Genomic DNA, 21,135 nt, shown 5'->3' with positions numbered 1-21,135 from the left:
CATGACGGGGCTCTACAAAAGTCGCATGTCCCAGGGGCCCGCCGCCGGCCGGTTCAGGCTGCGGCAATGACGCCCTTCAGCTGGTCCCGGACCTGCCCTGCGATGGCGCGGTAGATCGCCGCATGAGGGCCGTCCGGCTCGCTGTCGACCACGGGATTACCGGCATCCGAAGTGGCACGAATCGCCATGTGCAGGGGGATCTCGCCCAGGAATGGCACCTTGAGCTTTTCGGCCTCGTGCCGCGCCCCGCCATGGCCGAAAATGTCCGACTTGGTCCCGCAATGCGGGCACTGGAAGTAGCTCATATTCTCGACGATGCCGAGGACGGGCACGTTGACCTTCTTGAACATGGCAAGGCCCCGCCGCGCATCGATCAGGGACAGGTCCTGGGGGGTCGAGACGATCACGGCGCCCTTGAGCGGCACGTTTTGGGCCAGCGTGAGCTGGGCATCGCCGGTGCCCGGCGGCATGTCGACGACCAGCACGTCGAGCTTGCCCCATTCGACGTCGCGCAGCATCTGCGTCACCGCCGACATCACCATCGGACCGCGCCAGATCATCGCGGTCTCTTCCTCGACCAGGAAGCCGATCGACATGATGGCGAGGCCGAAACGCCGAAGCGGAATCATCTTGCGTTCGCCGTTCAGCTCCGGCTTATCGCGCAGACCGGTCAGGCGCGGCACCGACGGGCCATAGATGTCGGCATCGAGCAGCCCGACCTTGAGGCCGAGGTCGCGCAGGCCCAGCGCCAGATTGAGCGCGGTGGTCGACTTGCCGACGCCGCCCTTGCCGGAGGCGACCGCAATCACGGCTGCAACGCCCGGGATTTCCGATTGCCGCGCCATCGGCGACTGGCCGCCCTGCGGCGGCTTGTGGGCATGGGCCGGCTGCACGCCAGGCGTGCCGCGGCTCGGCTGCGGCGGTGGCGGCGGCGCGGAGCCCGGCTTGCGCTCGGCGGTCAGCGCCACCATGACGGTGGTGACGCCGGGGATGGCACGCACCGCGGCCTCCGCTTCGGCGCGGATGGATTCCCAGGCCCTTGCCTCGGCAGCATCGACATTGATCGAGAAGAACACCTTGCCGTCGGACGCGCTGATCGCGCTCAGCACATTGGCATTGGCGAGCGCGACCCCGCGGGGCGACTTGATCCTGGCGAGGCTGTCGAGAACCTGTTGTTGCGTCACGCTCAAAGTGCATCTCCTGGACGGAGCCTGATCCGGACCCGGAGGGCCGCGCCAGCGCAAAGCGGGAAGCGGCTTTCCGGCAAGGCCAGGCTCGAGACTTTAGGATGCCCCATTAGAGCGGAAACGCCCAAAAGGCTACTGCCTGCCGATATCGTCAGCCTTTTCCGCGGGCGCCGCCCCCTGCTCCCTGGAGGCCTCGTAATTCAGCTCGATCATGACGCCGTTGGGGTCGTGGACGAAGATCTGCCAGAGATCGCCGCCGGGCACCTGGCGGGCCTCGAACTTCATCCCCTTGGATGCCAGCCGCTGTTTCATGCCGTCAAAGCCGCGACTGACGAAGGCGACGTGGTGGACGACGCCGGAATCCGGCTTTTGTGGCTCGGCGGTCGCAGAAATGTCGACGAGGTGCACCACCGGTTTACCCTCGCTGTACATCCAGGCGCCCGGGAAGGCGAAATTCGGCCGTGCGCCTTTTTCCAGGCCCAGGACGTCCGCGTAGAAGCGGACGGTCTCGGCCAGATTCCGGGTCCGGATGTTGAAATGATCGAGGACGCCAACGCTCACGCCGCCCATGCTCTCGCTCCCTTTTTTGAAGTCCTTGGGTCCGCCATCCTAGCACAGGGGGCCGCCAAACGAAGCCGTTGCCCTCCGGCCTCAAGGGTTTATGGTGCGCCTCCAATCCGCCCTCACCGCGGAACCCAGGCGCCCCTCGCCTGGCAAGAACCGTAAAACCCAAACTACGGACAAGGTACCACAGATGGCTAAAGTCGCTTTCCTCGGTCTCGGCGTGATGGGCTTCCCCATGGCCGGACACCTCGTGAAAAAAGGGGGCCATGAGGTCACCGTCTACAACCGCACCGCGGCCAAGGCGAAGGAATGGGCGGACAAGTTCGGCGGCAAGACCGCAGCGACCCCGAAGGCCGCCGCCGAGGGCCAGGATTTCGTGATGTGCTGCGTCGGCAACGACAACGATCTGCGTGCGGTCACGATCGGCCCCGACGGCGCGTTCGCCGGCATGAAGAAAGGGGCGACCTTCGTCGACCACACCACCGCCTCCGCCGAGGTCGCGCGTGAGCTGGACGCAGCTGCCACCAAGGCTGGCTTCAAATTCGTCGACGCCCCGGTCTCCGGCGGCCAGGCCGGCGCCGAGAACGGCGTGCTGACGGTGATGTGCGGTGGCGCGCAGGACGCGTATTCGGGTGCCGAGCCGATCATCACAGGCGCCTATGCGCGGATGTGCAAACTGCTCGGGCCCGCCGGAAGCGGCCAGCTGACGAAGATGGTCAACCAGATCTGCATCGCCGGTCTGGTGCAGGGTCTTTCCGAGGGTATCCACTTCGCCAAGAAGAGCGGCCTCGACGTCGCCGCAGTGATCGAGACCATCTCGAAAGGGGCCGCGCAGTCCTGGCAGATGGAAAATCGCTACAAGACCATGAACGAGGACAAGTACGATTTCGGCTTCGCGGTCGAATGGATGCGCAAGGACCTCTCGATCGCGATCGCTGAAGCCCGCCGCAACGGCGCCAACCTGCCTGTCACCGCGCTGGTCGACCAGTTCTATTCCGAGGTCGAGAAGATGGGCGGCAAGCGCTGGGATACGTCGAGCCTGCTCGCACGCCTGCAACGCTGAGGCTCTGTGGCGGCCTCGTCTACGTCCAGGGCCGTACAACATCGTATGTCGTCGCGACCCGGCCGCGGCGACGTTCAAAACGCGCTAACCGAGATTATCATAAACTACTGGGGTTGCTTAGCGTGATCGCCGCCATCCTCCTCGTTGCCTGCGCCGGCGTCGCGCCGGAGCTCCGACCCGGAATCGCCGGGATCGCCGCGGGTGGTGCCTGCCGGCGAGGATCCCGCCTCATTGCTCGCCTGCTCCCGGTCGCGCTCCTGATCCTGCTTGCATCACCGTCGCAGGCGCTCGCCGCATCGCTCGACGGGGCGAGCATTCGGCCGCAATGGGCGCTCCCCTTCGCCGGCATGCTGCTGTCGATCGCGATATTTCCGCTGGCGGCGCCTCACTTCTGGGAGCACCACCAGGGCAAGATTGCTGCAATGTGGGCGGCCCTGATCGTGCTGCCGCTAGCCGTCTGGTACGGCCCGCTTCCAACCGTCCAGACACTCGTCCATACCGCGCTGCTCGAATACATCCCCTTCATTCTGCTGCTCCTCGCTCTGTTCACTGTGGCCGGCGGAATCGTGGTGCGCGGCAATCTTCACGGCTCCCCGGTTCTGAATACGCTGCTGCTCGCTCTGGGCACTCTGATTGCGAGCGTCATCGGCACGACCGGCGCGTCGATGGTCATGATCCGGCCGGTCCTCCGCGCCAATGACGACCGGCGGCACAACGCGCACGTCGTCATCTTCTTCATCTTTCTGGTGTCCAACATCGGCGGCTCGCTCTCACCCCTGGGAGATCCGCCGTTGTTCCTGGGGTTCCTGCGCGGCGTGGACTTCTTCTGGACGACGACGCACCTGTTCCCCCAGACCACGTTCGTGGCCTGGATTCTGCTCGCCCTGTTCTTTTGCATCGATACTTATCTTTATCGCAAGGAAGGCCGCGTCAAACCGGACCCAACTCCGGACAATCCCTTGCGGATCAGCGGCGGCCTCAACTTCGCTCTGATGGGAGTCATCATTGCCGCGATCCTCTTGAGCGCCAAGCTCGACCTCGGCGGATTTGAGGTTCTCGGCACGCACCTCCAGCTGCAGAATCTTCTGCGCGATGCCGTAATGATCGGCGTCGTGTTCGCATCTCTTGCCGTCACGCCGAAGGAGGACCACGACGCGAACGGCTTCTCTTGGGGCCCCATGATCGAAGTGGCTAAGCTGTTCGCCGCCATCTTCATCACCATCATTCCCGTGCTTGCGATCCTCAACGCCGGCAAATCCGGCGCGTTTGCCTTCGTCGTGAACATGGTCACCAACGCCGACGGCACGCCGAACAATGCCGCCTATTTCTGGTTGAGCGGCCTGCTCTCATCCTTTCTCGACAATGCGCCGACCTATCTGGTCTTCTTTGAGCTTGCTGGAGGCGACGCCAAGCATCTGATGACGAACGGCGCCGTCACCCTGGCCGCGATCTCCACAGGTGCGGTGTTCATGGGCGCAAACTCTTACATCGGCAACGCGCCCAACTTCATGGTGTACGCGATCGCGCGAGCGGGCGGCGTCGCAATGCCGGGCTTCTTCGGGTACATGGCCTGGACCTCCGTCCTGCTGCTGCCTGTGTTCGCGTTGGTCACGCTCGTTTTCTTCAGGTGAAGGGGCTGCGGGTTCCGCGAGCCGAGGTCGGAACCGGGCATTGGATTAACGCCGGGTTAACGTAATTCTTTAGCTCCTTAAGTCAGCTCTTAAGGATTTCTTGCCAGAGATAGACAACGCAGAAGTCCCGCGCCCGGCGTGGGCAGGAATTGTGTTGTTTGATGAGTAACCCCGCTGAAAAGCCCGAGGTTGTGCAGCTGCCGGCCGAGCCGGTGAGCGCGCCATCGGCGAGCAGCCGAAGGGCTGCGGCGCAGCGGGTGCGCGAGGCGCGGGACAAGTTAACGTCGACCAGCGGAACCCGGCCGGCTTTCGACGCCGAGATGCTGCGGCAATACGCCCAGACGCGGCTGTCCGCCTCCTATGTCGTGATGCTGCTGGTGGTTGCCACCGGCGTGCTGTTCGGGCTGTGGATGCAGCCGGTCCCGGCCGCGGCCTGGACCGTCGGCATGCTCTGCATCCACAGCGCCATGATCCGCAGTTGCCGGCGCTTCCTGACCGAGCCCGCCTCGCCCGCGGCGACGCGCGCGTGGCGGACGCGCTTCGTCGTGCTCGACCTGCTCTATGGCCTGTGCTGGATGGCGATCCTGATCCATCCCGTGCTCGACATGGTCACGGAAACGCTGATGATGTTCCTGATGCTGCTGGTGATCGCAGTATCGAGCATGCTCGCCGCCAACCTGCCGATCGCAGCCCTTGCCGCCACGGCGCCGGTCGCGGTCGCGATGGCGCTGAGCTTTGCGGTGACCGGTTCGCTGGACAACTACATCCTGGCCGCACTTGCGCTTGCGGCCGAAGGCTATTTCGTCCTGCTGGCGCACCGCCTCCACTCCTCGACCTTCGCCACGCTGGAAGCGCGCGCAGAGAAGGACGCGCTGATCGGCGAGCTGGAACAGGCCAAGGCGATCTCCGACGAAGCGCGCCACCGTGCCGAAGCCGCCAACGTCGCCAAGTCGCGCTTTCTCGCGCAGATGAGCCACGAGCTGCGCACGCCGCTGAATGCCATCCTCGGCTTCTCGGAGGTGATGAAGAGCGAGATTTTCGGCGCGCATCAGGTCGCCGTCTACAAGGAATATTCCGCCGACATCCATAATTCCGGCGTGCACCTGCTCAACCTCATCAACGAGATCCTCGATCTGTCGCGGATCGAGGCCGGCCGCTACGAACTCAACGAGGAAGCGGTGTCGCTGGTCGGCATCGTCGCCGACTGCCATCATTTGATGAAGCTGCGTGCCTCGAGCCGTGGCATCACCATCCACGAAGTGTTCGAGCAGGCCATGCCGCGGCTCTGGGCCGACGAGCGCGCGATCCGGCAGGTCGTGCTCAATCTGCTCTCCAACTCGATCAAGTTCACCCCGCAGGGCGGCGAGATCTGGCTCAAGGCGGGATGGACCGCCTCGGGCGGGCAATATCTCTCGGTGAAGGATTCCGGCTCCGGCATCCCCGAGGACGAGATTCCGGTCGTGCTCGCCTCGTTCGGCCAGGGCTCCAATTCGATCAAGTCGGCTGAACAGGGCGCCGGCCTCGGCCTGCCGATCGCCAAGAATCTGATCGACCTGCATGGCGGCACGTTCACGCTGAAATCGAAGCTGCGGATCGGCACCGAGGTGATCGTCACCTTCCCGCCGGAGCGTGTGATGAGTGCGCTTGCCCCGCTGTCGGATGATTCTCCGCCGCTCCAGCCGGAGAATTCCGGCCTGCCCGACGAGAAACGCCGGCCGCGCCACAAGCCGATCATGAGTGCGGGCACAGGCTCTTAACGAGATGCTTGCAGAGATGTCCGACGATCCCTCAGAATGTCCGAATGAGCAAAGAAACACCGTGCGTCGCCGTCTGCATGATCGATCCCAAGACCAGGCTGTGCTTCGGGTGCGGCCGGACCTTGCCCGAGATCGCGCGCTGGCATGCCATGGAAAGCGCGGACCGGCTCGCGATCATGGCCCTCTTGCCGGCGCGCATGACGGAAGCTGGACTTGCGCCGATCGCGGGATCGCCGAAACGCATCTGATCCGCCCGTGGGCCGTCGGGGGCACGCGATGATCCGCTTCCTGCTCGTTCTGGTCATGCTCGCCGGCACGGCAGGTGCCGTGGTCGCCTATGGCGACGCCGACCAAATCGCGCGGGCCAGCCACAAGGTCTCGCACATTTTCCGCGGACAGACCCCCTCCCCTGCGCCGGCCGTACAGATCCCGCGCGGCCAGGGCGGCGAATTCACGTTGCGTGCGAAGATCAATGGCGTCACCGCGCCGATGGTGATCGATACCGGCGCGACATCGGTGGTGTTGACCTGGGAAACCGCGAAAGCAATCGGGCTGCCGCTCGAGATGCTCGAATATGACGTCGACCTGGAGACCGCGGGCGGCCACACCAAGGCGGCCCGGCTCACGCTCGACCGTCTCGCCGTCGGCCATCTCGTGGAGAAGTCGGTGCCGGCCCTCGTCGTACAGCGCGGCCAGATGAAGACCAATCTGCTCGGCATGAGTTTCCTCGACCGCCTCGAGAGCTGGGGGGTGCGCGCCGACACGTTGATGCTCACCGGGTATCCGGAACTCCAGCGTGGACATCGCCGCTCGCGCATGGCAGTCGACTAGCTGACCTACGCCGCCTCCGCCGGCGCGCGCGCGGCGACGTGCGCAATCGCATCGCGCAACACCTCGAGGCCAGCGCCCGGCTTCACCCCTTGCTCGGCCAGATGACGGCGGAAGGCCCGCGCACCCGGCACGGCATGGAATGCGCCGACGAAATGCCGCGTGATCGCATGCAGTCGCGTTCCGCGGACGAGCTGCTGCTCGATGTAGGGCATCATCGCCCCGAGCGCATCCTGCATGGTCGCATGCGGCGCCGCTTCGCCGAAGATCTCCCGATCCACGGAGAGCAGCCGCCACGGCTCCTGATAGGCAGCGCGGCCGAGCATCACGCCGTCGACGTGTTCGAGATGTGCTTTCGCGTCTTCGATGCCGGGAATGCCGCCGTTGATGATGACGGTCACACCAGGCATTGCGCGCTTGAGGCGATAGACGCGGTCATAATCGAGCGGGGGAACGTCGCGATTCTCCTTCGGAGACAATCCGTTGAGCCAAGCCTTGCGGGCATGCACGATCAGCGCGTCGCAACCGGAGGCGACCACCGCATGTGCAAGCGCATCGAGCGCGACCTCCGGGTCCTGCTCATCGATGCCGATGCGGCACTTCACGGTGACGGGAATCGCGACGGAGCGTTTCATCGCGTCGACGCACCTCGCCACCAGATCCGGCTCCGCCATGAGGCAGGCGCCGAAGCGGCCATCCTTTACGCGATCGGACGGACAGCCGACATTGAGGTTGATCTCGTCATAGCCAAACGCCTCGCCGATCCGCGCAGCCTCGGCCAGTTCGCGTGGATCTGAGCCGCCGAGTTGAAGCGCCACCGGATGCTCGCACCGATCGAACCCAAGCAGCCGTTGCCGATCGCCATGGATGACGGCGCCCGTGGTGAGCATCTCCGTATACAGCAGCGCCCGCCGCGTCAGGTGACGATGGAACACCCGGCAATGCCGGTCCGTCCAGTCCATCATGGGTGCAACAGAAAAGAGATAGTCTTGCGATTTCAACTATCATCCTCTTCGCAGTGGCCCGGTTATACTACTTCCGCGAAAATAGTATAGCCACCGGCGATCACCATGCTGCCTATGACTAGCGATACTGGTATCGCGTTCTCCCTAATCCATCCGAGAAAATGAGATGCCTCCACGCCGGGTCATTCGCTGCGCATTGGCGCCATTATGGTGGAACCACTACCCAAAAGGCAGTGTCGGTTTGCAACGGACCGGATTTCGACACCCCCAACGAGGACTAGCCGCTCACACTGACATCTGCTCCCAGATTGCCGGCTGGCCGGTCGTCATTGAATGTAGTGCACTCGCGAACGGATTACCGGACATACGCTTTAGCATCGATTTGCGCTCAATTGCGTCCCTTAACTGCCTTGAGTCCTATCGAGCGATCTAGTGTCGAGCTTCGTCGACCAGACGCCACGCTTGAAGCTCCCGACGTGCAGCGCCACAGCCCCTCGGCCACGAACCGCTGTAAGTCGTGGTTAATACCACCAACAGCCCCAAGGATGCGCCATGGGACCTATGAACCGCAGGCAAATGCTTCAGGCATCCACCACCGCGGCATTAACGGGAGCTTCACTCGTGACAGGATTGCAGGCGCAGGCTTCCGATGACATGCAACAAGCAGACGGACTCACTGTTGCCGCCGAGACTAGGCGCATGATCTGGAATGCGGTCGCGGTTGATGGCGATCGCATCTTTGTCGCCGGCCCGCGCTGGGCCGGCGCCAGCGGACCGGCCGTCGCACTGATTGATGGCAAGGACGCTTTGATCCCCTATCCCGACGCGTCATGGAACGCGTGGCAGCCCGGCGCCGACGTGAGCAACGCCTTTGTTAACGTGAATGCGATCCGGCGCGACGACCGCGGTGGTCTATGGATCATCGACACAGGCTCGCCAAGCTTCGGCGGCGATCCATTGCCCGGTGCCGCCAAGGCGGTGCGCATCGATCTCGCCACCAGTCGCGTCGAGCGGATTTATCCCTTCGGACCTCAAGCCGCTCTTCCCAGCAGCTATATCGACGACATCCGCTTCCATGGCGACCATGCCTACCTCACGGACGCCGGACACGCCGGGCTGATCGTGCTCGACTTGCGCGGCGGAGAAACACGCCGGGCGCTCGACGGTGCCCCCTCTGTCACGGCGCCGACCAACCGACCGATTGTAGTTGACGGCAAGATCGTGCGCGCGCCGGATGGTTCCCCGCTGCGGGTCAACAGCGATCCGCTAGAGGTCAGCCCCGACGGACGCTATCTCTATTTTGGTAGTCTGCATGGGCCCTGGTCTCGGATCGAGACACGACTGCTCGACGATCCCGATGTTCCCGGACCCGAACTTGCTGGCAAGGTGGAAGCCTGGGCGGATCTTCCGCCAGTCGGGGGAACGACAATGGCATCGGACGGTACGCTCTATTTCACCGACTTGGCGAGTGATGCGCTGAAGAAGCGCTCGCCTGACGGCACGATCACAACCATCATCCGGGATTCACGCCTGCACTGGGGTGACGCACCTGCTCTCGCAGATGGCTTCATCTGGCTGCCCGTGCCGCAGATCGACCGTGTGTCGCTCTTCAACAACGGGACCTCCCGGATCGAATGGCCGATCCGCCTGTACCGCTACAGGCTGGACGTTCAGGCGAAGTAAACCTAAGCCACAAGCGCTAACGTACCCATCCCGGCGAGAGTCTCGGTAAGGAAGGAAATCAGCGGTCGCACCAGATCGGCCTCCGCTGTCTCCTCCCCAAGCAGCACGATTTCAGTCATTGGCAATGCCGGCCACGAGTCCGGCGTCGGCACAACCTGCAAACCATCCCGAACGAATGACCGCCCAAGTATTGTAATGCCAAGGCCGCCGGCGGCGGCCGCCTGCACCCCCATCAAACTGCGTGCAGTGCAGGATGCTACCCAGGGCTGTCGAACCGAGTCCAAGGTGCGCGCCATCAACTCTCGATAAGTGCAGGGCGGCTTCAAAAGGACCAACTCCGCTGGCTTGCTAAAGTCTGGTTGATAGTCCGCCGCAGCGAGCCAAACGAGCGGCTCTCTCCAGATCACGCGACCGCGCTGGGCTGTACCATCCTTCTTCGCGATGACCACATCGAGCCCCCCTGCATCGTACACATCCAGGAGATCGCAGCTCAGCCCCGTCATGAGTTCAAGCTGCACTTCAGGATAGAGACGCCGAAACCGTGCAAGCAACGCCGCCAACTGGCGTGGAATAAAATCCTCGGAGATACCAAGGCGAAGTGAGCCGACCGTGGCCGGCTCGCGCATGCTTCGGACGGTGAGATCGTTCAGTTCGAGCATCTGCCGCGCCGTCACCAGCAGCCGCTCTCCGTCCCGTGTCAGGCTCAGCGAGCGGCTCGTCCGTTCGAAGAGCTTGCACCCGACAAGTTCCTCCAGCCTGCTGACCTTCTGACTTACCGCGGATTGCGATCGGCCAACGACACCAGAGGCTGCTGTGAAACCGCCGGATTCGGCCACAGCGACGAAGGCACGGAGAAGTTCAATTTCCAGGTCTGGATAGCGCATGGACTGCCCATTTGATTATCAAATAGATGCAATCATAACTATGCGTTTGTCTTGCTCCCGCAAGTCCCACATTTTGGCGCGGCTGCGACAACTTTTCATAACAATGACCAGACACCCCTTTGATGATTTGCGCATCGATTCGATCCCGACCGACCCGCTTGCGGATATCCTAAGCGCGTTCACTGTCGTTCGCACCGAGGTTGTGCGTCTTGACAGCGACGTCCCCTTTGAAACACGCTTCGATGCGGACGAACGCTTCACCTTCGGCTTCGTAATTGCGGGCTGCCACAGCATATGGCTGGACGGAGAAACGTTGCCGGTTCGCCTGACAGCAGGCGACTGTTTTTTGCTGACCGGCGCACGCGCTGGCCGCGCCTTCAACATCGAAGGCGGTCGAGAGATTCACCGCGCGGACCATAGTGGCGGTTCGGGCGCCGTCATGCGCACCGGATCGATGAATGACGTTGTCGTCGTCGGGCGTCTCACTCTCGACAAGCAGGGCGCCGCCTGGCTCAGGGTGGCGTTGCCGCCGCTTATTCGCCTCGCTGCCGAAGTTGCGGCAGCGAGGCCGACCGGTCTGATCATCGAACTCCTGAGGTCTGAAAGCGAGGCTGATGCTCCAGGCAGGCGCCTGATCACGAGCCGTCTGGCGGATGTGCTCCTCGTTCAAACGATCCGCGCTCATCTCGCCAACAATCCCGACGCAACCAACTGGCTTGCGGCACTTACCGACCGGCAGCTCGGTCGCGCCATACGGAGATTTCACGCCGATCCCGCGGCTGATTGGACAGTGGCGTCGCTGGCAAAGGCGGCGGGAATGTCGCGCTCCTCCTTCGCCGAGCGATTTCGCCGCCGTGTGGGACTCTCACCTCTCGACTACGTCACGCGCTGGCGGATGCACAGGGTACGGAGGGAACTGCTGCAAACGAGCTTGCCCTTTGCAACCGTCGCCTATCGAAATGGCTATGCCTCGCGTACCTCGTGCAGTCATGCTTTCAAGCAAGTCTTCGGCTACTCGCCCAGCGAACTTCGTGCTGGACAGAAACTCACGCTTTCGCGAGCGGACGGTGCAAGGCCGCCGCTGTCGGAGCCAAACGACGATTCATTTTCGCTGTAGTGGTCAATTTCCGGCACCCCCGTGATGGTCGGTCGCTAGGTTCCCGACAGATTGCGCAAGATGATCAACTGGACGATCTTGTCGCGATGCATTGAGAAGTAAAATACGAGAACAAGAGGCTCCGGAAGACCGCGCCTGTCAAAATTTCCTTGGACATGCGCCGTCAGAATGCAATGTCCGTAGTGGTCAACGTTACTGACGACCTGGATGGCAAGCTGTTCGCCGACAATGTCGCGAATTACCCATTCGCGAATTGCCTCCTTTCCCCAGTGATCGCAGAGCTGGTCATTGACCAACGCGTCATCGACGAATGTGTCCAGCAGAACCTCCAGGTCTCTGGAATTCGTCGCACGCACGAATGCATCTACTGGGCGCGGAAGTTCCGAAAGCTGATGGCGTTCGATCAAAATCCGTTCGATCCGTTCATCATCCAGATGAAATATCCAGTCGAAAGGCGTGCTTTCTCCGAGTGCGCCGCGTCTGACCAGCACGGTCAAGACAACGATTCCTTTTTCCCGCCAACAGCTGATGGGGTGAAGCTGGACAGCCTCTCGCCCTAAAAAGGCGCGCAGCCAGGCGGCTCTCTCGTCGCCTCGAAGTTCTCGTCCCGCATCCACAAGAACGGAATCGTTCTCCATCGCCGAGACCAGTCGACCAACGTCGTTGACCTGAGCGGCACGAAGACATTTGTCGACTCGGGAGGGAAGACTCCAACCAGACATGCCCGCACCATCAGATCCCGCGCCACCAGGCTTGCGCCCTCTCATTATGACAAGTGGGAGGCCCACGGTCGTGCTGATCGGTGCAAATCATTGTAAAGGCGCGCATCGACACCGGCCATTCGGCTGAGCATCGCGCGGCTCCGGCACCGGAACGCACCCACCAAGCCGCTCCCCTGCCGACACGAAGATCACGCCAGACTGACAGCGCTTAGCGCCTCTTTGCGCTGCTTAGCGAGCATTCGACGCCACGCTCTGCGACATTGCAGGCGAAGAGCTTGGACGCACCCTTCGGGCGGAACAGGCTCTCCAAAAGATACCATGCAGGAGCTTGCGTGATGAAATCTGCGCCATTGATCAAGAATATCCGGACGCGCGCTGTACTCGTGCCATTGCGGCGTCCGGTGATTGCCGGCATCGGCCGGTTCGAGTTGTGGCCGCTGGTGCTCGTCGATCTCGAGACCACGTCCGGCATCGTTGGGCACAGTTATGTGGCGCCGTACCGCGCGGCGGCCATCCCGGTCGTTGTTGCCGCCCTGGGCGATCTGCACGACATGCTGAAAGGCACGCCTGTGGCGCCGTTTGATGCATTCGAGTCAGCTGCCAAGGCCCTGAACGTTGTCGGTTCGGCCGGCATGTCGATGATCGCGGTATCTGCGGTGGACATGGCGATCTGGGACGCGCTGGCGAAGGCCGCCAACCAGCCGTTGGTCAGATTTCTCGGCGGCACTCCCGGTCCCGTTCGCAGCTACGACAGCAACGGCCTATGGCGGCACGAAGTAAGCACGCTGGCCGGCGAGGCGCGCGAGCTTCAACAAGAAGGTGGCTTCACCGCTATGAAGCTGCGGCTCGGTAACGAGCACCTGAAAGACGACGTCGCCGCGATCAACGCAGTCCGCGAGGGCGTCGGCAGCGACATCGATTTGATGGTCGACTTCAATCAGGCCCTCGGCCTCGGCGACGCCATTCGACGCTGTCACGAGCTTGATGAGGCAGGCCTCTACTGGTTCGAGGAGCCGATCGCGTATGACAACACCCGCGGATATGCACAGCTCGCTGCCAAAGTACGCACGCCGTTGCAAATGGGCGAGAACTTCTACGGTCCTCGCGATTTCTTCGCCAATCTGAGCGCCGGTGCGATCCATTACGCCATGGCCGATCTAATGCGTATCGGCGGCGTCACCGGCTGGCTGCGCGCGACGAGCGTCGCAGCAGCGACGGGCGTCCAGCTCTCCAATCATCTGTACCCCGAGATTTCCGCTCACTTGCTCCGTGTGACGCCGACCGCGCATTGGCTGGAGTGGGTCGATTGGGCGAACCCGATTCTCGAGGAGCCGCTTCAGCCGCGTGGAGGCCGCGTTCATGCCTCCGACCGGCCCGGCGTCGGCATCAGCTGGAACGAGAAGGGCGTCGCGAAATATGCCGTCAAGGTTTGATGGCGCCTCTCACAGATCGAGCGAGATATTCCCGATCCACCACCCTTCCGGCGCACGGAGACGAATAAATGGCCTATCAGACGATCAATCCATCCACCGGCGAAGTCGTGAAGCGCTTCGCGGAAATCTCGGATGCTGACCTCGAGGTGGCCGTGGCCGACGCCCAAGCCGCTTTTGAGACCTGGCACCGGCAACCTGTCAAGCATCGGGCAAAAATTCTCACCGCCGTCGCGGCCAAGCTACGCGAGAATTCCGAAGAATATGCACGATACCTGACCCTCGAGATGGGAAAGCTCATTGCCGAGGCCCGTGGCGAGGTCGCTCTCTCCGCAGCCATCATCGATTACTATGCGACGCGTGCGGAGGCATATCTGAGGCCGCAATCCCTACCAGAGGCGCCGGGCGCCATCGTCGAAGCACTGCCCATTGGCATCATCTTCGGCGTCGAGCCCTGGAACTTTCCATACTATCAGCTCGCTCGGGTCGCTGGGCCACAATTGATGGTCGGCAACGTCGTGATGATCAAACACGCGAGCAATGTCCCGCAATCGGCACTTGCATTCGCTCGCTTGTTTGAAGAGGCCGGAGCGCCCAAGGGGCTCTATACCAACCTCTTCGCCAATTTCGAGCAAGTCGGACGCCTCATCGACGATCCGCGCATTCGCGGCGTCACCCTCACCGGCAGCGAACGTGCCGGCGCGATCGTCGCAGAGCGCGCCGGCCGCAATCTCAAGAAATCCGTCATGGAGCTCGGCGGTAGCGATCCGCTCATTGTGCTCGAGGATGCTCCTTTCGAGGCGACGCTCGACAATGCGCTTTGGGGCCGTATGAACAACACTGGACAGAGCTGCGTCGCCGCCAAACGGATCATCGTGGTCGGAAGAGAGCGGGGCGCCGCATTCCTCGAGGGTTTCAAGGCACGCATGGGCGCGCTCAAGCCCGGCGATCCCGTCGATCCGAACACGACGCTCGGCCCCGTCTGCTCGGAGCAGGCCATGCACCGGCTGCTCGAGCAGATCGAGGCCGCCAGGAAGGGCGGCGCCGAAGTCGTTCTCGGAGGCGGCCGCGTGAAGCGGCCCGGCTTCTATGTCGAGGCGACGATCCTGACCAATATCAGCAGAGACAATCCGATCTTCCGGCAGGAATTGTTCGGCCCGGTGTCAAGTTTCTACGTCGTCGATAGCGAGGAAGAGGCGATCACGCTGGCCAATGCGACCCCGTATGGCCTCGGCGGCTCCGTCTTCACGGCGGACCTGAGGCGCGGCCGACAGGTAGCGGGTCGGATCGAGAGCGGCATGGTTTTTGTCAATCATCCGACCTGGACCGCACCCGAACTTCCCTTCGGCGGCATCAAGAACTCCGGGTACGGCCGTGAACTCTCGGAGCTGGGCTTCGGCGAATTCCTCAACCGGCGGCTCATCAGTATTTCGCCCGTCGGATCGCCACCGCCCGGCGTCAACCAGGGCGGCTAACCACAGCGCATCAACCAGGAGATCCCAAGATGAAGACAGTCCAAGAAGCATTCTTCGATGTCGCTCGCAAGCTGAAGCTGACCACGATCTTCGGCAACCCCGGTTCGACCGAAGAAACTCTGCTGAAGAACTTTCCTTCCGATTTCCGCTACGTGCTCGCGCTGCAGGAAGCGCCCGCCGTTGCGATGGCGGATGCCTATGCCCAGGCCACGGGCGAGGCCGTGCTGGTCAATCTGCACACCGCGGCCGGCATGGGGAATGCGTTGGGCAATATCGAGAGCGCCTGGTACAACCGCGCGCCGCTGATCATCACAGCCGGTCAACAGACCCGCGAGATGTTGCTGATCGAGCCATATCTCACCAACGTGCAGCCGCTGGAAATCCCCAAGCCGTTCGTCAAATGGGCCTATGAGCCTGCCCGTGCGGAGGACGTGCCGGCCGCGCTGATGCGTGCCTATGCGATGGCGGTGCAGCCGCCAGCCGGGCCGGTCTTCCTGTCGATCCCGATGGACGATGTCGACAAGCCCTGTCCGCACCCACCGCAAATCCGGACGCTCAGCCGTCGCCTGGGGGCGGATCAACAAAACCTCGCCTCTGTCATCGAAGCGCTTTCCTCCGCCAAGTCGCCCGCGCTTGTGATCGGCGGCGCCGTCGACCAGAGCGGCGGTTGGGATGACGCCGTCCGGCTTGCCGAAAAGCTGCGTTGCGAGGTGTGGGCCGCGCCCGCTGAGGGCCGGCCAGGCTTTCCCGAGACCCATCGGCTCTATCAGGGCATGCTGACCAGCGCGATCGGCCCGCTCGGCAAACAACTGTCAGGGCGTGATGTGATCGTCGTGATCGGCGCGCCGGTCTTTCGCTACTATCCTCACGTTCCCGGCGACTACATTCCTGCGGGATCTCGCCTCTTTCACATTACCGACGACCCAGCCGAGGCTGGCCGTGCACCGGTGGGAGATAGCGTCCTTGCCGACCCCGGACGGGCCTGCGCGGTGTTGGCGGATCATGTCTCGCCGCCAGATCGGGCACTACCACCGGCACGGAGCCCGCTGCCGCGACCGGAGAGCGCGACGAAGATCACGGCCGACTTCCTGTATCATTCGATCAACGAGGCGCGACCGCAGGACAGCGTTGTGGTCCAGGAATCGCTTTCGACACTGAAGATGCTGCGCCAACGCCTGCCGACTAGCCGGTCACGCTCGTTCTTCTCGATGTCGAGCGGCGTTCTTGGCTACGGCCTGCCCGCCGCCGTCGGCGTCGCGCTTGCCGAGCGCGACAAGGGCGGCGACCGCAAGATCGTCTGTATCGTCGGCGACGGGGCCGCCAACTATGTCATCCAGGCCCTCTGGACGGCTGCACAGCACAAGTTGCCGATCCTGTTCGTCATCCCTCGCAACGGCGCCTACAATATTCTGAAGTCGTTCGCGCACCTGCTCGAAACTCCCGGTGTTCCCGGCCTCGATCTGCCGGGTCTTGATTTTGTCTCACTCGCTGCCGGCTACGGTGTCATCGCGGAGCGGGTTTCCGATCCGGCGTTGCTGGCAAGCGCTCTCCGCTGTGGCATGGCGAGCCAAACTCCGCACCTGATCGAAGTGGAGATCGATCCGGTCGTCCCGCCCCTCATCTGACTTCCCAACCCGCGAAGTCCATCAGGAGGTCAACATGAAGGCAATCGGCTATCTTGTTCCGCAGCCCATCACGGCAACGGACGCTCTCGTCGAGCTCGAGTTGCCCATCCCAGCACCGAAGCCACGCGATCTGCGCGTGGCAGTGAAGGCGATCTCGGTCAATCCGGCCGACGTCAAGCGTCGTGCCAGCAGCCCGCCGCCCAAGGGAGAGGCCTGCATCCTGGGTTACGATGCGGCGGGCGTCGTCGAGGCTATTGGCTCCGACGTGACGATGTTCCGGCCAGGCGACGAGGTGTTCTATGCAGGCGCCATCGATCGGTTCGGCACGAATGCCGAACTGCATCTGGTCGACGAGCGCCTCGTCGGCAATAAACCCAAGACACTGAGTTTTGCCGAGGCCGCCGCGTTGCCGCTCACCTCGATCACCGCGTGGGAGTTGCTGTTCGACCGTCTGGGCGTTCCCTATGGCGTCAAGACGCAACGCGGCACGCTGCTGATCATCAACGGGGCCGGCGGAGTCGGATCGATTCTGACCCAGATTGCGCGGCGTCTGACCGGACTTACCATCATAGCAACGGCATCCCGACCGGAGACGATCTCGTGGTGCAGAAAAATGGGCGCACATCACGTGATCGACCATCGTCAGCCTTTTCGCGAACAGTTACTGGGCTTCGGGATTGCGCAGGTCGAGTATGTCTGCGGTCTGACCGCAACCGGAAAGCATCTTCATTCCATAGAGGCAGTGATGGCGCCACAGGGGCGCCTGGCGCTGATCGACGATCCCGATGCGCTGGACATCGTCAGTCTCAAGCGCAAGTCCATATCAGTGCATTGGGAGTTGATGTTTACCAGATCACTCTACCAGACCCCGGACATGATTGCGCAGCACCGACTCTTGAATGAAGTCGCCGCTCTCGTCGACGATGGTGTACTCCGCTCCACGATGACGGTAGATGCGGGCGCCATCAACGTCGCGAATCTGAAGCGCGTGCACGCGCTGGTCGAGAGTGGTCGCGCGATCGGAAAGACAGTGCTTTCCGGCTTTTGAGGCGACCGGCCACGACCAACCGAAATGCATATCTCACATCAAAGAAGCTTCATCGAAATGAAAAACTCTCCAACGGCTGTCTTCGCCGCCGCCATTCTGGTCCTGGCCGCATGCTCGCCCGCATCTGCCCAGAAGATGCCTGCCCCAGCCCAGTCGGGACCTCCGGTCGTCACGGACGCACCTGATCGTGGCACCTTGCCGACCGTGAGCGGCCATACCGCCATCGTGCCCACGCTCTACCAACTCGACGCACAGCCAATTGAGCAGATCTCGCCGCTTGTCCAGCGCCAGTATTTGAGCGGCACGCAGTCGACCTTTGTCAAATGGACAGTGAAGAAAGGTGGCGTATTTCCGCTGCATCATCATGCCAGCGAGCAGATCACGTGGATCACCGAAGGGCGGTGCGAGGTTTACTCCCAGGGCAGAAAGTTCGTGATGACGGCTGGCACCGTTCTGGTCATCCCGCCGAATACGCCGCACGAGTTCGTTTGCACCGAAGACACAATCGATATCGATTTCTTCGCGCCGCAGCGCCAGGACTGGCTCGATGGCGCGCCTTCCGTCGCTGCGGGAAAATGACCCGCCCCATCTCCCCCGCCGGGCACGAGCCAACAATAGCGGCAAGGACGTGAAATGACGGACAATACAAGCAGCGTAGTCCGAGTCGGTCACATCGATCTGTCTTTCCACGACGCCGGTGCGCGGGAAGTCGAGGCGATCTTGAAGTCTCACGGCCACCACGTCGATCGCTCGGCGGCACCGCATGAGGAGATATTCCAGCGGATGCGCCGCGGCGAGATCGATATGCTTGTTTCGGCGTGGCTTCCGGCAAGTCACGGCGACTATCTCAGACGATTCGAGCAGGAGGTGCGAAAGGTCACCGTCCTGTATGAACCCTACTGCATCTGGGGCGTACCGGAATACATCCCAGCGGAAGTTGCCGGTGTTGCGGACCTCCTAAGACCAGAGGTTTCGGCCCGAATGGAGAAGTTGATTCAGGGTATCAATCCGGGGGCCGGCATAAGCCGCTTCTCGAAGGCCATCATTGAGCAATACGGCCTGGCGGCCGCGGGCTATCACTTCGAGGCCGGGACAGAGCAGGATAGCTTCGGCCGGTTCGAGCGCGCGGTGGCCGAACGCCGCTGGGTCGTCATTCCGCTTTGGCATCCGCAGGCGCTGCATCATCGTCATAAGATTCGCGCGCTTGAGGAGCCAAAGGGGCTGCTCGGCGGAACCGACAAGGCGACCCTGATCGTGCGTCACGATGCCGAGGTACGGATCGGCGCGCCCGCGCTCGCCGAATTATCGCGCCTGACGATCGGCAACGCGCGCATGAGCGCGCTCGACGATGCGCTGCGCCGCACCACCGGCTTGGATTCCCCGCCACCCAAGCGAGGACGATGACACTATCTCTCCCAACGAAAGTAGTTTCTCGCTCACCTCAGTCAGGAACCGACACATGACCCATTCCAAGCTTCTCCAGGACACACAACAATTGACTTATGCCGGCGCTGCGATCGCCATCGCGGCCGCAGTCGCAAGGTCGAAGAAAATCGCGGCGCCCGAATGCATCGCTGTTGTCGATGCCGGCGGCAACCTTCTGGCCTTCGCAAGGGTCGAGGGGGCCGCAGTGCTCGCCCGCGAGCCCGCTGTCGCCAAGGCTGCCACGGCGGCTTCCCTGGCGATGCCGACAGGTGGCATACCGTTCGAATTTGGTGCCAATCTCGGCCTCGCGAGCCAAGGCGGTATCGCTAATCTCGGCGGCGGCTTTCCCATCATCTTCAACGGCCGCGTCCTCGGCGCCATCGGCGTCGGGTCTGGCACCACCGAGCAGGACGTAACGGTGGCCGAAGCCGGGCGCGATGCCGTGCTCGCCGCTCTCTCGGCCCAAACCGATTGACAGGCGGCCCACCCATTCCGGAGCCGATGATGAGCCGTCTTCCACGCCCAACTGCGGCATGCTTCGCTCTCCTTCTAGCGTTGCCTGTCGCCGTATGCGCCCAAACCCATGGAGAGATCATGAATACGTTAGCTCGCGCGCCAACAGATCGTCCGATCGGCGACATCGAGCCGGTTTTCGAATTTCGGGACGACATGCCCACCGGGGTTACCGTCGCCCGCAACGGTCGCATCTTCGTCAACTTTCCACGATGGGGAGGCGAGGTTCCCTTTACGGTCGCCGAGATCCGCGGCCGAAAGATCGTTCCCTATCCCGACGCGAAGATAAATAAGTTTGATCCAAAGCGTCCGGGCGAGACGCTTGGCAGCGTGCAGAGCGTCGTCGTCGACGCGGCGAACCGGCTCTGGATCCTCGACACCGCGGCTCCCTCCTTCAGCACGCCCGTGCCCGATGGCGCCAAGCTCGTCGCCGTCGATCTCGCGACGGACAAAGTGGTCAAGACCATCGTGCTGGCGCCGACGTCCGTGCTGAAGACCACCTACATCAACGACGTGCGCTTCGATCTGCGGAAAGGCAAAGCGGGCTTCGCGTACATCACCGATTCCTCGGTCTCGGGTCCGGGCGCGATCATCGTCGTCGACCTCGACAGCGGTGAAAGCTGGCGTAAGCTGAGCGGCCACGCTTCAACGTCGGCCGACCCCGCGTTTGTTCCCGTGGTCGAGGGCGAGACCCTTGCAATTCGCGAAACGGGAAAGGCGCCTGTTCCCTTCACCGTGGCATCCGATGGTATTGCTCTCTCGGCGGATGGCGCGACGCTATATTATTGCCCGCTGTCGAGCCGGCATCTGTACTCAGTCCCGACCGCCCTGCTGCTCGACCGAGCGGTCTCCGAGGCCGACGTGGCGAAGGCCGTCATCGACCTCGGCGAGAAAGGCGCCTCAGACGGCCTCGAAGCGGACGACAAGGGCCGCATCTATGCCGGCGACTACGAACGTAACAGCATCCGGCAGCGTCAGACCGACGGCGAATGGAAGACCATCGCCCATGATCCGCGCATTCTATGGCCGGACACACTTTCTGTGGCCAGCGACGGGTATCTCTATTTCACAGCCAATCAATTGCATCGGCAGCCCCAATTCCACGAAGGGAGGGACCTGCGCGAGAAGCCCTACTCCCTGTTTCGCGTGAAAATCGACGCGGGTCCGGTGCTCCTCAAGTAGCGGACGAGCAACGATCGGGCGCAACGATCGGGACGG

The 21,135-nt window shown here is 62.7% G+C and carries 20 protein-coding genes; 15 read left to right on the top strand and 5 right to left on the bottom strand.

Annotated elements, in window-relative coordinates:
- Positions 1-53: 53 nt before the first annotated feature.
- Positions 54-1,190: an Mrp/NBP35 family ATP-binding protein gene (locus FJV43_RS32130; RefSeq protein WP_239623009.1), complete on the bottom strand. Its 1,137-nt coding sequence runs from the start codon at positions 1,188-1,190 to the stop codon at positions 54-56.
- Between the two features lie 129 nt (positions 1,191-1,319).
- Positions 1,320-1,757, bottom strand: a complete 438-nt coding sequence (locus tag FJV43_RS32125) for a VOC family protein (RefSeq protein WP_239623008.1) — start codon at positions 1,755-1,757, stop codon at positions 1,320-1,322.
- Positions 1,758-1,941: 184 nt separating this feature from the next.
- Between FJV43_RS32125 and FJV43_RS32120 the strand changes: the two genes are divergently transcribed.
- The 5 genes from FJV43_RS32120 (at position 1,942) to FJV43_RS32100 (ending at position 7,033) form a co-directional block, all read left to right on the top strand.
- The gene (locus FJV43_RS32120) at positions 1,942-2,814 is read left to right on the top strand and encodes an NAD(P)-dependent oxidoreductase (protein ID WP_239623007.1); all 873 of its coding nucleotides are present in this window, start codon (positions 1,942-1,944) and stop codon (positions 2,812-2,814) included.
- Between the two features lie 230 nt (positions 2,815-3,044).
- A complete protein-coding gene (locus FJV43_RS32115; protein ID WP_239629709.1) occupies positions 3,045-4,445 on the top strand; it encodes a sodium:proton antiporter in 1,401 nt (466 codons plus the stop codon).
- A gap of 161 nt (positions 4,446-4,606) precedes the next feature.
- Entirely contained in the window at positions 4,607-6,202 is a 1,596-nt protein-coding gene (locus FJV43_RS32110; RefSeq protein WP_239623006.1) for a HAMP domain-containing sensor histidine kinase, read from the top strand.
- A 44-nt stretch (positions 6,203-6,246) separates the two neighbouring features.
- Entirely contained in the window at positions 6,247-6,450 is a 204-nt protein-coding gene (locus FJV43_RS32105) for a DUF1289 domain-containing protein (protein WP_239623005.1), read from the top strand.
- A 28-nt stretch (positions 6,451-6,478) separates the two neighbouring features.
- Positions 6,479-7,033: a TIGR02281 family clan AA aspartic protease gene (locus tag FJV43_RS32100; RefSeq protein WP_239623004.1), complete on the top strand. Its 555-nt coding sequence runs from the start codon at positions 6,479-6,481 to the stop codon at positions 7,031-7,033.
- Positions 7,034-7,038: 5 nt separating this feature from the next.
- On the opposite strand, the gene dusA is transcribed toward FJV43_RS32100, so the two are convergent.
- Positions 7,039-7,995 (bottom strand): tRNA dihydrouridine(20/20a) synthase DusA, encoded by a 957-nt coding sequence (gene dusA / locus FJV43_RS32095; protein ID WP_239629707.1) that lies wholly within the window; start codon positions 7,993-7,995, stop codon positions 7,039-7,041.
- 621 nt (positions 7,996-8,616) lie between these two features.
- On the opposite strand from dusA, the gene FJV43_RS32090 reads away from it, so the two are divergent.
- Complete coding sequence (locus FJV43_RS32090; protein ID WP_239623003.1) at positions 8,617-9,678, top strand: major royal jelly family protein; 1,062 nt, start codon at positions 8,617-8,619, stop codon at positions 9,676-9,678.
- A 2-nt stretch (positions 9,679-9,680) separates the two neighbouring features.
- On the opposite strand, the gene FJV43_RS32085 is transcribed toward FJV43_RS32090, so the two are convergent.
- Positions 9,681-10,562 (bottom strand): LysR substrate-binding domain-containing protein, encoded by an 882-nt coding sequence (locus tag FJV43_RS32085; protein ID WP_239623002.1) that lies wholly within the window; start codon positions 10,560-10,562, stop codon positions 9,681-9,683.
- A 103-nt stretch (positions 10,563-10,665) separates the two neighbouring features.
- Here FJV43_RS32085 and FJV43_RS32080 point away from each other — a divergent pair, with 103 nt between their 5' ends.
- The gene (locus FJV43_RS32080; RefSeq protein ID WP_239623001.1) at positions 10,666-11,679 is read left to right on the top strand and encodes an AraC family transcriptional regulator; all 1,014 of its coding nucleotides are present in this window, start codon (positions 10,666-10,668) and stop codon (positions 11,677-11,679) included.
- 35 nt (positions 11,680-11,714) lie between these two features.
- On the opposite strand, the gene FJV43_RS32075 is transcribed toward FJV43_RS32080, so the two are convergent.
- On the bottom strand, positions 11,715-12,317 hold the full coding sequence (locus FJV43_RS32075) for a hypothetical protein (RefSeq protein ID WP_239623000.1): 603 nt from the start codon (positions 12,315-12,317) through the stop codon (positions 11,715-11,717).
- A 419-nt stretch (positions 12,318-12,736) separates the two neighbouring features.
- On the opposite strand from FJV43_RS32075, the gene FJV43_RS32070 reads away from it, so the two are divergent.
- The 8 genes from FJV43_RS32070 to FJV43_RS32035 all read left to right on the top strand — a co-directional run bounded on the left by FJV43_RS32070 (position 12,737) and on the right by FJV43_RS32035 (position 21,099).
- On the top strand, positions 12,737-13,834 hold the full coding sequence (locus tag FJV43_RS32070) for an enolase C-terminal domain-like protein (protein WP_239622999.1): 1,098 nt from the start codon (positions 12,737-12,739) through the stop codon (positions 13,832-13,834).
- Between the two features lie 68 nt (positions 13,835-13,902).
- Positions 13,903-15,306 (top strand): NAD-dependent succinate-semialdehyde dehydrogenase, encoded by a 1,404-nt coding sequence (locus FJV43_RS32065; protein WP_239622998.1) that lies wholly within the window; start codon positions 13,903-13,905, stop codon positions 15,304-15,306.
- A 29-nt stretch (positions 15,307-15,335) separates the two neighbouring features.
- Positions 15,336-16,931, top strand: a complete 1,596-nt coding sequence (mdlC, locus tag FJV43_RS32060; RefSeq protein ID WP_239622997.1) for a benzoylformate decarboxylase — start codon at positions 15,336-15,338, stop codon at positions 16,929-16,931.
- Between the two features lie 34 nt (positions 16,932-16,965).
- Complete coding sequence (locus FJV43_RS32055) at positions 16,966-17,979, top strand: zinc-binding alcohol dehydrogenase family protein (RefSeq protein WP_239622996.1); 1,014 nt, start codon at positions 16,966-16,968, stop codon at positions 17,977-17,979.
- 24 nt (positions 17,980-18,003) lie between these two features.
- Positions 18,004-18,558 (top strand): cupin domain-containing protein, encoded by a 555-nt coding sequence (locus tag FJV43_RS32050; protein ID WP_239622995.1) that lies wholly within the window; start codon positions 18,004-18,006, stop codon positions 18,556-18,558.
- A gap of 54 nt (positions 18,559-18,612) precedes the next feature.
- Entirely contained in the window at positions 18,613-19,383 is a 771-nt protein-coding gene (locus FJV43_RS32045; protein WP_239622994.1) for a glycine betaine ABC transporter substrate-binding protein, read from the top strand.
- A 55-nt stretch (positions 19,384-19,438) separates the two neighbouring features.
- Positions 19,439-19,879 carry a heme-binding protein gene (locus FJV43_RS32040; RefSeq protein ID WP_239622993.1) on the top strand — a complete coding sequence of 147 codons (441 nt, stop codon included), beginning with the start codon at positions 19,439-19,441 and terminating at the stop codon, positions 19,877-19,879.
- A 119-nt stretch (positions 19,880-19,998) separates the two neighbouring features.
- The gene (locus tag FJV43_RS32035) at positions 19,999-21,099 is read left to right on the top strand and encodes a major royal jelly family protein (protein WP_239622992.1); all 1,101 of its coding nucleotides are present in this window, start codon (positions 19,999-20,001) and stop codon (positions 21,097-21,099) included.
- Positions 21,100-21,135: the final 36 nt, after the last annotated feature.

It is taken from the genome of Bradyrhizobium sp. I71, from assembly GCF_022354745.1.
GTDB lineage: Bacteria > Pseudomonadota > Alphaproteobacteria > Rhizobiales > Xanthobacteraceae > Bradyrhizobium > Bradyrhizobium liaoningense.
This window is presented reverse-complemented; position numbering and strand designations above follow the sequence as displayed.